The following is a 13,060-nucleotide window of genomic DNA, read 5'->3' as shown; positions in this document are numbered from 1 at the left end:
AAAACTATGCTTGAAATTGCTTATACTTTAGTTGCTGTCGCATTGATTGTCTTTCTAATATACATGACCATTACCGTCAAAACTCTCGGCGATAAGGCTGGGAAAATGCTAGATGAGACAGAAAACACCATCAAAGTTTTGACTTCTGATGTCAATGTAACCCTGCATCAAACCAATGATTTACTGGCTAAGGTCAACGTTCTGACAGATGATATAAACCAAAAGGTCGCAACCATTGACCCGCTATTTACGGCAGTTGCAGATTTATCTGAGTCTGTATCTGACTTGAATGATCAGGCTCGCACACTGAGCAAGAAGGCTGTTGCAGCCGGAAAAGGAACTGCGAAAACAACTGCAGGTTTAACTGCTCTTCGTTTTGCATCAAAATTATTCAAAAAATAAGAAAGTAGGTTTATTATGGGAAAAATTTCATCACTCTTGTTAGGTGCCGTTTCTGGTGCAGCAGCAGCGTATTTTCTGACCAGTAAAAAGGGAAAAGAAGTTACGGAAAAAGTACAAGATTTTGTCAGTGATTATCGGGAAAATCCAGACAAGACACATGAGGTAGTCGTCCAGTCAGTGAAAGATTTTTCTGACCAAGCTGTGAAGACCATCAACCAAACCAAAGAGAAGGTCGAAAAAGGTGAAATCACAGCCGAAACAGTGTTAGAATCTGTAAAAGACACAACTAAATCAGTGGTAGACTACTCACAGGATAAATTCCAAGAAATCAAAGAGAAATTTGAAAAAGAAGAGGAAATTTTTGAGGAAGTAGTCTCTGAGACGCTGACTGAAGAAGAGGAAACAACTCCTTCAGAAGAGATTATCATTGATTTAGAAACAGAAGCAAAAGAGAATGAGAAATAAAAAATAGGCCGGCATCCGCTGGCCTATCTTGATTTCTCCCAAAGAAAGCGTTATCATATTTATAAAAGGAGGTATTGATATGAAGAGTTTAAAAATGATTGCCTTGTTTGGGATGGCATTCTGTTTGCTGGCTTGTTCCCAGCAGAAATCTTCGGACAAACCCCAGTCTAGAAGCTCTGCCTCTTCTTCTCAAGCTTCGAGCACTAGCCAACCTAGTTCTAAGCAATCTAGCACTAGCCAGAATTCCATTTCCTCAGAGTCGGAAAGCCCCAGCCAAAGCAGTGAAAATGGTAAGCAAGCGACACAGCCTTCCAGCAAAGAAGCAGCTCTTTCAATCAGAAAACGCTTGGAAGTCCCTATGCAGGTTCAGAGAGCTTGGAATACTTGTGCACCGACTTCTGTCAGTATGATTTTAGCTTACAAGGGGGTCAATGTCAGTCAGGAAGAATTGGCGCGAGCGATGGGAACCGACGAGACATTCGGTACCCATAATGTCAATGCTGTCCGTGTCTTAAATCAATATCTGTTTGGCTATGCGGAAGTGCCGGCAGGTCAAGCGGGCTACCATCTAGCGACAGTGAGCAGTAGTGCAAAGAATTCTGAAGATATGCGCCTTTTTAAGGAGCGCTTACGCAAGAATATTGATGATGGCTACCCTATGTATTATACAGTTAATAACGCTCTTCTCTATCCAGGCCGCAAGGGAGAGCACAATGTTGTGGGAACAGGGTACGAGCTATCGGTAGATGGCACTGATATCCTGGCTGTTTATTATCTAGATCCTTCTTATTTGGTTCAGGACCCTGTTTATGGAGGGTTGAAGAAGGTCAGTCCAGAAGAGTTATTGACTGCGATGGTTGCCTGCCAGGAGCCAAATTATGCTTGGTAAATATAAAAGAGGCTGGGACAAAAGTCCGACCTCAAATATAAAAAGCGAACAAAACTAGTTTTCTGGTAATCAGAATTCTGCTTTGTTCGCTTTTTGCATTTAATTATAGATTTGAAGAGCTTAATAATTAAGATTTTTAAAAATTGAAATCTTTTTGTCTCAGCCTCCTTTTCAAAATTGTAGGGACATAAATTAATTTTTATCAGAATGTTTTTTTGCAAATGTTCGATAGAGCTGAATAGCAAACAAACTAGTTGCGATGGCAAGTACAAAAGCTATAAAAGCATTTACTTTGAAAGCCAAAAATATAAAACTAAATAAAACGGTTAAAACACAGAAAACAGCAATATTTAAAAAGAAGAACAATTCACTTAACTTTGGATCGGATTCAGCTTCAGGTAGATACTCTTGATAGAGTGGGGATTGTATAGTTTCATCTTGATAGGTATAGTCAATAGGGTCATCATATTGTTGGTATTTTCTTACGGGCATAATTCTCTCTCCTTCAGTACTCTATAATTTTACCATGTTTGTCTGTTTAAAATATTACAAGAACATTACAAAACGACTAAATTCGAATTAAGAATAGCTAGTAAATATTTTTTTGTTATAATAGATGGTATGAAAAAGATAATTATTACAGCTACAGCTGAAAGTGTAGAGCAAGTTGAGCAACTCTTACAGGCAGGAGTTGATAGAATTTATGTCGGTGAAAAAAATTATGGTCTTCGATTGCCTCATAATTTCACTTATGATGAATTAAATCGTATTTCTTCTCTAGTCCATCAGCACGGGAAAGAGTTGACAGTTGCCGTAAACGCTCTCATGCACCAAGATATGATGGATAAAATTAAGCCGTATTTAGACTATCTTCAAGAGATTGGGGTTGATTACATTACAGTCGGAGATGCAGGTGTTTTTTACGTCCTGCAGCGTGATGGCTACAATTTTAAGACTATTTATGATGCCTCTACTATGGTTACCAGCAGCCGTCAGATCAACTTTTGGGGCAAAAATGCTGGTGTCTCTGAAGCGGTTTTAGCGCGTGAAATCCCATCGGCTGAGCTCTTTAAGATGCCAGAAATTCTGGAAATCCCTGCCGAAATCTTAGTTTACGGTGCCAGTGTTATCCATCATTCGAAGCGACCTCTCCTGCAAAATTACTACAATTTTACGCATATAGATGATGAAAAGACCAGAGAAAGGGACCTTTTCTTAGCAGAGCCAAGTGATCCCAAAAGTCATTATTCGATTTTTGAAGACAATCATGGTACGCATATTTTTGCCAATAATGATCTGGATTTGATGACCAAATTGGGAGAATTAGTTGAACATGGCTTTACCCACTGGAAGCTGGAAGGACTTTATACGCCAGGTCAGAATTTTGTCGAGATTGTCAAGCTCTTTATCCGAGCCCGTGACTTGCTTGAAAAAGGTGAATTTACCCATGACCAAGCCTTCTTGCTGGATGAGTTGGTTCATAAACTGCATCCGAAGAATCGTTTTCTGGATACTGGTTTTTATGATTATGATCCAGATATGGTAAAATAAATATAGGGCAACTGCATGTCCAGTTGCTTTTTTGATTTAATTCGAATATCGGAATTAGAATTGTAAAAATAAAGTTGCTTATCTTGCTTTTAGCAGTAAATTGCTATAAAATAGATAAGGTTAAACATCAACACTTTTATATTGCAAATAGGAGAAAAGATGACAAAAAAATTAAAACGTCCAGAGGTGCTCTCACCAGCTGGTACGTTAGAAAAGTTAAAAGTAGCTGTTCGTTATGGGGCAGATGCTGTTTTTATTGGTGGTCAAGCCTATGGTTTGCGCAGTCGTGCGGGAAACTTCACTTTTGAGCAAATGGAAGAAGGGGTTCAGTTTGCGGCTGAGTATGGTGCCAAGGTCTATGTAGCAGCTAATATGGTCATGCACGAAGGAAATGAAGCTGGAGCTGGAGAATGGTTCCGTCGTTTGCGGGATATCGGGATTGCAGCTGTTATTGTTTCTGACCCAGCCCTGATTGCCATCGCGGCATCAGAAGCGCCTGGTCTGGAGATTCATCTGTCAACGCAAGCAAGTGCCACTAACTATGAAACGCTTGAATTTTGGAAAAATCTTGGTTTGACACGGGTCGTTTTGGCGCGTGAGGTTTCTATGGCCGAGCTAGCTGAGATTCGCAAGCGTACAGATGTTGAAATTGAAGCTTTCGTTCACGGGGCCATGTGTATTTCTTACTCTGGCCGTTGTACCCTTTCCAATCACATGAGTATGCGTGACGCTAACCGTGGTGGCTGCTCGCAATCTTGTCGCTGGAAATATGATCTTTACGATATGCCTTTTGGTCAAGAACGCAAGAGTTTACAGGGAGCAGTTCCAGAGGAATTCTCCATGTCCGCAGTTGATATGTCCATGATTGACCGCATTCCTGATATGATTGAAAACGGTGTTGATAGTTTGAAAATCGAAGGTCGGATGAAGTCTATTCACTACGTTTCGACGGTGACCAACTGTTACAAAGCAGCTGTGGACGCCTATTTGGAAAGTCCAGAAAAGTTTGAATCTATTAAGCAAGATTTGGTAGATGAAATGTGGAAAGTAGCCCAACGTGAGCTGGCAACTGGCTTTTACTATCATACGCCAACTGAGAATGAGCAGCTTTTCGGAGCCCGCCGTAAGATTCCAGAATATAAGTTCGTTGCTGAAGTGGTTGCTTATGATGAGGCCACACAAACTGCGACCATTCGCCAGCGGAATGTTATCCATGAAGGCGATCAGGTAGAATTCTACGGACCTGGTTTCCGCCATTTTGAAACTTACATTACTGACCTCCATGATGACAAGGGCAATAAGATTGACCGCGCGCCGAATCCAATGGAATTGCTGACGATTACCGTTCCACAGCCAGTCCAAGCTGGTGATATGGTTCGTGCCCGCAAGGAAGGCTTAATAAATCTATACAAAGAAGATGGCAGCAGTGTGACTGTTCGTGCTTAATTCGGAGCAAAGTCAGGAGGAATTTGCTAGTTAAGCAAGACTTGCCTGTACTGATGCGAATTGATAGCAGAACTAGTTATCCTATAAATACTGCCATTGACTTTCAAAGATAAAAAACTCTTCAAATCGCTTTTGATTTGAAGAGTTATTTTTTTGGTTTGCGACTTTCGAGCCGAATATCTTTCTTTTGAGCTTCACGGATATTATTGGGGACCAGACTGATGCGCTGGATATCAGGCACACGGATGATGGTTGTCATGCTTTTTTTGAAATTCTTGACAATTAACTGCTGGCGGTCACGGTCATATTTGACAATATCGCCAGTAAAATTCTTATCCAGAAAAATAACATGGACACCAGAATTTTTCCGCAGAGCCAGGTCAATGGTCTGCAGGATGTGACTGTTGTCGTCCTCTTCCTTATCTGTCTTTTTGTAGTTGATAAACTCATTAGTTTTTTGTAAAATCATTTCGAGATATTTTTTCATAGCTAAAATCTCCATAACTTGTTACAATATATTATATAATAAAATAATTAAAAAAGTAAAATCTTTTACGAATAATGAGATAGAAAGTAGAAAAGAGGTAAAGTATGGCAGAATTTAAATTTGAAATCGAGGAAAAATTGCTCGTTTTATCGGAAAATGAAAAAGGCTGGACCAAAGAACTCAACCGCGTAAGTTTTAACGGTGCGCCAGCCAAGTACGATATCCGAACTTGGAGTCCTGACCACAGCAAGATGGGCAAGGGAATTACCCTTTCCAATGAAGAATTTCAAGTTCTTTTGGATGCATTTAAAAATGGATAGACGCAAAGTCTATCCGTTTTTATTGTCTGAAAAATAGGAATGAAAAGCCAGACTCCTAAACATAGGAATGCTGATGAGAGTGATTGCGACAATTTTTAAAAGATCAGGAAGAATGAAAGGTGTGACACCAACAGCAATGGCCTTGGAAAATCCCATGTTAGCCAGAAAATGAAGTCCGATTACGCCACCGACAAAGACCAGTGCATCTCCGAGCAGGTTAGCCAAAAAGATCGTGTAAAACTTGCTATCCTTACTTGTCAAACTAGAAGTGAGCAATGCAAAGAGCAGATAAGCCCAAAGATAGCCTGCGCTTGGCCCGAAGAGGGCTTGAAAACCACCGCTTCCTCCGGCAAAGACTGGCAGGCCAATAGCACCCAGCAGCAGATAGAGCAGAACAGACAACACCGCTTCACGAGGCTTAAAAATGGTCGCAATCAAACCGACAGCAAAGGTCTGTAGGGTAATGGGAATGGTCCCAATGGAGAAACTAAGCTGGGAGAGTACAGCTAGGAAAGCAGCACCAATAGCTGGAAGGGCAAGAAGAAATGCTCTGTTCTTGTTCATAATAGTAAACCTCTTTTTAAAATTATGGTAACTATTCTAAATCAAAATAAAAAAAAGTCAAGTCTTTTTATATCAGACTAGACAGTTGTTTGCTTATTTCCGCTTTTTGCGACTCCGAATGAGGAGGAAGATAAAGGCGATTAAGCCAAAAATATTAAAGAAAATAATTCCCAGAGCTGCTAATAATTTTTTCGTTTTGCTCATTTCCAATCCCCTTTCTCTTAGTATTTCTTCTTATCATATCAAAAATTCCTCTTCTTGAATAGCAGAAAGGGTAAAAGATGGCTGGCAAGTAAATACAACAAGAAAATAAGACTGTCTTGAAAAATTACAACTTATAAGCTTGTTTAGAACAAGTAAGCATGCTGAATAAAAAAAGAGGAAGATCCTTTAAATAAATCTCCCCTAATTTTAGAAATAATTTAGAATTTCTTGAATGATAATTGAATCTTATGCTTTAAAATAAAGTAAGAAGCCAAAGAACAAAGCCAGATAGTGTGACTACTCTATCCAAATGGCATAAGACTTCTTTCTTACAAAAATGTAAGATAAAAATCAAAAATGAAAGGATAAGTTATGGTTGCCTTCTTTTCTTTATTTTATGATAATAATGAGCTTTCGTTAAGTTTCTAGTGTTAGCGCATGGTGACAAATTCTTCGGATCCGGTCGGATGGATGGCAACGGTGGCGTCAAAGTCAGCCTTGGTGGCTCCCATCTTGATAGCTACGGCGAAGCCCTGAATCATTTCATCTACGCCATATCCGATACCGTGTAGGCCAATGACTTTCTCATTGTCACCAGCGGTGATGAGCTTAAAGCGAGCCTGTTGGCGGTGGCGAGTAACAGCTGAGTACATGGAGGTAAAGCTAGAGGTGTAGACATGAGTTTGCTCAACACCATAATCTCGAATAGCTTCTTCCTCCGTCAGACCTACTGTTCCAATAGCGGGATGGGAGAAGACGACAGTTGGAATAGTTGAGTAATCCATCTTAGCATCTGTCTTGCCGTTAAAGAGGCGCTCAGATAGGGTGCGGCCAGCCTTGATTGCTACCGGTGTCAGCTCTTTTTCGCCAGTCACATCGCCCAAGGCATAGATGCCAGGTACGATAGTATTTTGGTATTCATCCACAGCGATGAAGCCTCGGTCATTTAGGGTAACCCCTGCAACATCAAGATTGAGGCCTTGGACATTTGGCTTACGCCCAATAGCCCAGATGATATGCTCTGCTGTGTGGTTGCTCCCATCTTGGAAGTGGATTTTCAGCTGGCCATTAGCCAGTTTTTCCACTCGTTCGGGTATCCTGTGAGCATGAAGACTTGGACCAGATTTTTCCATCTCTGCCACCAATCCGTCAATCAGATAGCTATCGAAATTACGGAGGGGACGGTCGCGACGGACAAAGAGATCCGTCTTAACACCTAGAGTATGGAGGACGCCGGCTAGTTCCACTGCGATATAGCCTGCTCCGACAACGGCAACAGACTTGGGAAGCTCTTCCCAAGCAAAAACATCATCGGAAGTCTCGCCGTATTCTGCACCAGGAATCTGAGGAATGGCTGCATGAGCGCCTGTTGCGATAACGATATGTTTGGCGCGAATTAGCTCTCCATTGACTTCGACTGTGTGCTTGTCAACGAAATGAGCACGACCTTCAATCAGTTCAACGCCGTTGCGTTTGAAGCTTCCATCGTAGGATGAACGAGCGCGATCAATGTAGGCTTCACGGTTTTTTCGTAAGGTAGCAAAGTCAAAGTGCTGATTTTCTGAAGTAAAGCCATAGTCTGGTCCATAGTGTTGGATGGCCTCAGCAATCTGGGCACCGTACCACATGATTTTTTTAGGAACGCAGCCAAGATTGACACAGGTTCCCCCTAATTTCTTTTCTTCAATGACAGCAGCTTTGGCGCCATGCTCGCCAGCACGATTCATGGTAGCAATTCCGCCGCTGCCACCGCCAATAGCAATAATATCGAATTCTTTCATAGTTAGATATAAGCTCCTTTAATCAATATGAGGTAATTGTACCTTTTTTAGAAAGTGAATGCAAAAATCTGCTACGAGAGGTGAAGAGCATTACAGAACAGGAATTAAAATACCTTTAAGATTTTCAAAGTTTTTTGTGAAAAAAATAAAATATAGTTATGATATAATATAAAAAAGAAAAATTCGTTTTCATCAGGAGGAAGAAAAAAGATGAAAAAGTTAAAAAAATGGCAGATATTTAGCATTATTGGAACTGCCGTTACAATTGTTTTAGTGGCCATTTTCTTTATGTGGTTTAGTGGAAACAATGCTTCGACACCAGAAGTAGAAGCAACTCCAATCGTCCAAAAAGTCAAAGAAGGTTCCGTTGCTTCATCTGTTTTATTGACAGGAAATGTGACTGCCAATGGAGAACAGTATGTTTACTATGATGGAACCAAGGGAGATTTAGAGAGTGTCTTAGTAAATGTGGGTGATCAAGTGTCAGTTGGTCAGGCTTTGGTTCAGTACAAGAGTACAGAAGCTCAGGTTGCCTATGATACAGCAGTTCGTGCTGTCAATAAAGTTGATCGTCAGATTTATGACCTACAGACAAATGGAGTCTCGGTATCATCAACGGGAGACGAAGAAGCTGATGATAAATCAGCAGCTTCTGCTCAACGCTCAGTCGACTCACAGCTTGCTGACCTGCGCGATGCGCGGGCTGATGCGGTTGACAGTATGAATAAAGCTTATGCCCTACTTGAAGCAACTACCGTAACAAGTACAGCAGAAGGTACCGTTGTTGAAGTAAATAGAGATGTTTCCAAATCTACAACGGGCAGCAATCAAACACTTGTTCATATTGTCAGCAATGAAAATCTGCAAATTAAAGGAGAACTTTCTGAATACAATCTTGCTAATTTGTCTGTTGGTCAGGAAGTAACCATTACATCAAAAGTTTACCCTGACAAAAAATGGACAGGTAAAATCAGCTTTATCTCCAATTATCCAAAAGATGGTCAACAAGCAGCGTCTGGAGCAGGTGGAGCAGCACCGGCATCTGGTGCAAAATACCCATTTACGATAGATATTACTAGTGAAATCGGAGAGCTCAAACAAGGTTTCTCTGTCAATATTGAAGTTAAAAACAATACTCGAGGCATTCTTGTGCCAGTCAGCAGTGTGGTACCAGACGGAGACAAAAACTATGTTTGGACGCTGGAAAAAGGAGTTGCCAAGAAGACAGAAGTAACTCTTGGAAATGCTGATGCTGAAAATCAAGAAATCTCATCTGGTTTGACAAAAGACAGTAAAGTTATCACCAATCCAACAGATAGCTTAAAAGATGGTCAAGAGGTGAAGTCTTATGAAGAAGCTAATTGATTTAAAGAATATAAATAAGAGCTATCGAAATGGTGATCAAGAACTTCGGGTTTTGAAAGACATCAATTTGGAAGTGGAAGAAGGAGAATTCGTTGCCATCATGGGACCTTCTGGCTCTGGGAAATCGACTCTGATGAATATCATTGGTATGCTGGATCGTCCGACAAGTGGTGAATATTATTTGGGAAACAAAGAAGTAGCGAAACTTGGAGATAAAAAGCTAGCCAAGGTCCGCAATAATAAAATCGGTTTTGTTTTCCAGCAGTTCTTTCTCTTATCTAAACTGAATGCTCTGCAGAATGTTGAGCTGCCGCTGATCTATGCGGGTGTTTCTCAGTCTAAGCGGAAGGCCTTGGCAGAACAATTTCTCAAAAAGGTTGAGTTGGAGTCGCGGATGCTCCATCTTCCCTCAGAACTTTCCGGAGGACAAAAGCAGCGGGTGGCTATTGCGCGTGCTCTGGTCAACAATCCCTCCATTATTCTTGCAGATGAACCGACAGGGGCTTTGGATACCAAGACTGGTGAGCAGATTATGGAATTTTTGACAGAGTTAAACGAGGAAGGCAAGACCATCATCATGGTTACCCATGAGCCTGAAATTGCAGCCTATGCCAAGCGGCAGATTGTCATTCGGGATGGGGTGATTTCTTCAGATAGTGCTAAGAAGGAGGAATTGGATTAATGCAAAATTTTAAATTTGCCATTAGCTCCATTCTTGGACATAAAATGCGAGCTTTTCTGACAATGATTGGGATTATCATCGGGGTTGCGTCTGTTGTCGTTATCTTAGCACTGGGAAATGGGATGCAACAGGGAGTTACCAAAAGTATCACCAAAGAACAACAGTATGTGAGCTTGCTTTATTCTCCTACTAAAAGTAATTATACGATGGGAGTCAACTTTATGAATCCCGGTGGTGGTCCAGATGCAGATAGTGAGATACTAGAAGAACCCCCTGTTGTCCAAGAGTCTTGGGTCAAGGAACTACTAAAGATTGATGGAGTCAAGGGGTATTATGTGACCAATGGTTCGACAGCTGACTTTTCTTATCAGAACAAGAAGTCTGATAAGGTCAATATTACAGGAGTCAATGCGACTTTCTTTAAAATTAGAAAATATGAGATTTTAGCTGGACGGACTCTCTTGCCTAGTGACTATCAAAGTTTTTCTAATGTGATGATGATCGATGAAACAGTGGCGAACAGCCTGTTTGGAAGTAGTGCAGAAGCCCTGAATAAAGTAGTTTCAGTTGGTGACAGCAACTACCGAGTTGTCGGTGTTTATAAAGATCCCAATGCTGGTCAAAGTATGAGTATGAGCTCAGGGAGCGCTCTGATGGCCAATACACAGGTAGCTTCTGAGTTTCAGACAGATGAAATCTCAACTGTCTATGTCTATGTGCCAGAAGTTAACCGTATCAATGAGGTTGGTGTAGAAGCTGCAAAAGAGCTGACTAATCTGTCAGGAGCTCGTCAAGGAGAATATCAAATCCTAAATATGGACAGTATGCTGGAACAATACAAGCAAATTACTGGAACGATGACCGGTGTGATCGGAGCCATCGCTGGGATTTCCCTCTTTGTTGGTGGTATCGGTGTGATGAATATCATGCTGGTATCGGTCACAGAGCGAACTCGTGAGATTGGTCTACGTAAGGCTCTTGGAGCAACACGTGGAAATATCTTAACACAGTTCTTGATTGAATCCATGGTATTGACCCTTATCGGTGGTCTACTTGGCCTTGGCCTTGCCTATGGGATTAATGCCTTGCTGGCTGCAGTCGTCCCAGAAGATGTATTCGGAGGGCCACCAGTTGTCTCTGCTACTGCCGCTGTTGGAAGCTTGATTTTTTCAGCTATGGTTGGGATCATCTTCGGTATCCTGCCAGCCAATAAAGCATCTAAATTAGATCCGATTGAAGCGCTGAGATATGAATAATGTAATCAAAAGTCTGGTTCCCCAGACTTTTTTGTGATGTAACAAAGTAAATCCTGCTGGAATTCCAGCAGGATTTACTTTGTTACAATCTATGTAAATTTTAGATTACTTCATAGTCGGGAAAAGCAATACATCGCGAATGGTAGTCACATCTGTCAGTAACATTACGAGACGGTCGATACCGATTCCGAGACCTCCAGTTGGTGGCATACCGTATTCCAAGGCTTCAACATAGTCATAGTCGATACCAGTTGCTTCGTCATCGCCGAGTTCTTTGGCTTTGGCTTGTGCTTCAAAACGTGATAATTGATCGATTGGATCGTTCAGCTCAGTGAAGGCGTTGGCATATTCTTTGGTCATGATGAAGAGTTCGAAACGGTCTGTGAAGCGTGGGTCTTCTGGATTTTTCTTAGCCAGAGGTGATACAGCAACAGGGTGACCGTAGACAAAGGTTGGCTGAATCAAGGTTTCTTCGACAAATTCTTCAAAGAAAGCATTGATGACATGGCCGACCTCGGTGAAGTGCTTTTCAAGTGGCACTTTCTTTTCCTTGGCCAAGGCAGCAGCTTCTTCAAAGCTCATATCTTGCCAGAAGTCTACGCCAGTGATTTCCTTGATAGCATCCACCATGTGAACCCGTTTGAAAGGCTCGTTAATCTTGATTTCAGTGCCCTGATAGTTGACAGGCCCGTCGCCATTTACAGAAATCGCTGCATGTTGGATAATGCCTTCGGTCAAGTCCATGATGTCTTGGAAGTCTGCATAGGCTTGGTAAACTTCGATAGAAGTGAACTCAGGGTTATGAGTGGCATCCATACCTTCGTTACGGAAGATACGACCAATCTCATAGACGCGCTCCATACCACCGACGATGAGACGTTTCAAGTGAAGCTCAGTCGCAATCCGTAGCACCATGTCAATGTTTTGAGCATTGTGGTGAGTAATGAACGGACGAGCAGCAGCACCACCAGCTTCATTGTGGAGAACAGGTGTTTCAACTTCGAGGAAACCTTGACCGTCAAGATAACGGCGGATTTCTGAGATAATTCTTGAGCGAGTGACAAAGCGCTCAAAGCTCTCACGGTTGGAAATCAAGTCCAAATAACGTTTGCGGTAGATGGTTTCAACGTCGGTCAAACCGTGGAATTTCTCTGGAAGGGGACGCAGAGCTTTTGAAAGGTGAGTAATATGCGTTGCTTTGATAGAGAGTTCTCCCATATCTGTGCGCATCACATCGCCTTCAATTCCCAAGAAGTCACCCAAGTCAGCTTTTTTGAAAATCTCATAGTTTTCTTCACCGACTTCATCCTTACGAACGTAAATTTGGATTTGGCCTTCACGGTCTTGGATGTGGGCAAAGCCAACTTTACCTTTTCCGCGTTTGGTCATGAGACGGCCAGCGATAGTCGCTGTTTCGTTCAATTCATGTAAATCTTCTTTGGATTTGTCGCTATATTTTTCTTTGAGTTGAGCAGAATTCGCAGTGCGCTCAAAACGTTTTCCGAAAGGGTCAATCCCTTGCTCAGCCAGCGCAGCCATTTTTTCACGACGAATAATCTGCTGGTCATTTAATTCTTCAATATGTTCAGTAGTCATTTTCTTCCTCCTAAGGGCTTTCCTTCCTATTTTATCATAAACTAGAAGGAAA

General features: G+C 41.7%; 14 protein-coding genes. 9 read left to right on the top strand and 5 right to left on the bottom strand.

Annotated features, from left to right (window positions below):
- Positions 1–6: 6 nt before the first annotated feature.
- The 3 genes from SSIN_RS05955 (at position 7) to SSIN_RS05945 (ending at position 1,756) form a co-directional block, all read left to right on the top strand.
- Positions 7–402: a DUF948 domain-containing protein gene (locus tag SSIN_RS05955; protein ID WP_037616837.1), complete on the top strand. Its 396-nt coding sequence runs from the start codon at positions 7–9 to the stop codon at positions 400–402.
- Positions 403–417: 15 nt separating this feature from the next.
- On the top strand, positions 418–867 hold the full coding sequence (locus tag SSIN_RS05950; protein WP_037616835.1) for a YtxH domain-containing protein: 450 nt from the start codon (positions 418–420) through the stop codon (positions 865–867).
- Positions 868–946: 79 nt separating this feature from the next.
- Entirely contained in the window at positions 947–1,756 is an 810-nt protein-coding gene (locus SSIN_RS05945) for a C39 family peptidase (RefSeq protein ID WP_037616833.1), read from the top strand.
- Positions 1,757–1,948: 192 nt separating this feature from the next.
- On the opposite strand, the gene SSIN_RS05940 is transcribed toward SSIN_RS05945, so the two are convergent.
- On the bottom strand, positions 1,949–2,248 hold the full coding sequence (locus SSIN_RS05940; protein WP_037616831.1) for a DUF3270 family protein: 300 nt from the start codon (positions 2,246–2,248) through the stop codon (positions 1,949–1,951).
- 129 nt (positions 2,249–2,377) lie between these two features.
- Here SSIN_RS05940 and SSIN_RS05935 point away from each other — a divergent pair, with 129 nt between their 5' ends.
- Entirely contained in the window at positions 2,378–3,307 is a 930-nt protein-coding gene (locus SSIN_RS05935) for a peptidase U32 family protein (protein WP_037616830.1), read from the top strand.
- Between the two features lie 159 nt (positions 3,308–3,466).
- Positions 3,467–4,753 carry a peptidase U32 family protein gene (locus SSIN_RS05930; protein WP_037616828.1) on the top strand — a complete coding sequence of 429 codons (1,287 nt, stop codon included), beginning with the start codon at positions 3,467–3,469 and terminating at the stop codon, positions 4,751–4,753.
- 145 nt (positions 4,754–4,898) lie between these two features.
- Here the strand turns inward: SSIN_RS05930 and SSIN_RS05925 are convergent, their stop codons facing one another.
- Positions 4,899–5,255, bottom strand: a complete 357-nt coding sequence (locus SSIN_RS05925; RefSeq protein ID WP_037616826.1) for a hypothetical protein — start codon at positions 5,253–5,255, stop codon at positions 4,899–4,901.
- Positions 5,256–5,344: 89 nt separating this feature from the next.
- On the opposite strand from SSIN_RS05925, the gene SSIN_RS05920 reads away from it, so the two are divergent.
- Entirely contained in the window at positions 5,345–5,560 is a 216-nt protein-coding gene (locus SSIN_RS05920) for a YdbC family protein (protein ID WP_015605433.1), read from the top strand.
- A gap of 9 nt (positions 5,561–5,569) precedes the next feature.
- Here the strand turns inward: SSIN_RS05920 and SSIN_RS05915 are convergent, their stop codons facing one another.
- Together SSIN_RS05915 and gorA are read right to left on the bottom strand one after the other, a co-directional pair.
- Positions 5,570–6,124 (bottom strand): biotin transporter BioY, encoded by a 555-nt coding sequence (locus SSIN_RS05915; protein ID WP_037616823.1) that lies wholly within the window; start codon positions 6,122–6,124, stop codon positions 5,570–5,572.
- Between the two features lie 635 nt (positions 6,125–6,759).
- Positions 6,760–8,109, bottom strand: a complete 1,350-nt coding sequence (gene gorA / locus SSIN_RS05910) for a glutathione-disulfide reductase (protein WP_037616821.1) — start codon at positions 8,107–8,109, stop codon at positions 6,760–6,762.
- A 210-nt stretch (positions 8,110–8,319) separates the two neighbouring features.
- On the opposite strand from gorA, the gene SSIN_RS05905 reads away from it, so the two are divergent.
- From SSIN_RS05905 to SSIN_RS05895, 3 genes are read left to right on the top strand one after another with little or no spacing between them, the layout of a single operon-like run.
- Entirely contained in the window at positions 8,320–9,474 is a 1,155-nt protein-coding gene (locus SSIN_RS05905) for an efflux RND transporter periplasmic adaptor subunit (protein WP_037616816.1), read from the top strand.
- Positions 9,458–10,156, top strand: coding sequence for an ABC transporter ATP-binding protein (locus tag SSIN_RS05900; protein WP_037616815.1), 699 nt, complete (start codon positions 9,458–9,460; stop codon positions 10,154–10,156). The genes SSIN_RS05905 and SSIN_RS05900 overlap by 17 nt, the downstream gene beginning before the upstream one ends.
- Positions 10,156–11,412 (top strand): ABC transporter permease, encoded by a 1,257-nt coding sequence (locus tag SSIN_RS05895; RefSeq protein ID WP_037616812.1) that lies wholly within the window; start codon positions 10,156–10,158, stop codon positions 11,410–11,412. The genes SSIN_RS05900 and SSIN_RS05895 overlap by 1 nt, the downstream gene beginning before the upstream one ends.
- Positions 11,413–11,517: 105 nt before the next feature.
- Here SSIN_RS05895 and lysS read toward each other — a convergent pair whose 3' ends face one another.
- Positions 11,518–13,008: a lysine--tRNA ligase gene (lysS, locus tag SSIN_RS05890; RefSeq protein ID WP_037616810.1), complete on the bottom strand. Its 1,491-nt coding sequence runs from the start codon at positions 13,006–13,008 to the stop codon at positions 11,518–11,520.
- Positions 13,009–13,060 lie beyond the last annotated feature (52 nt).

The sequence above is a fragment of the Streptococcus sinensis genome, assembly GCF_000767835.1.
Classification (GTDB): Bacteria; Bacillota; Bacilli; order Lactobacillales; family Streptococcaceae; genus Streptococcus; species Streptococcus sinensis.
The sequence above is the reverse complement of the archived record's forward strand: the minus strand, read 5'-3'. Positions and strand labels throughout refer to the sequence as shown.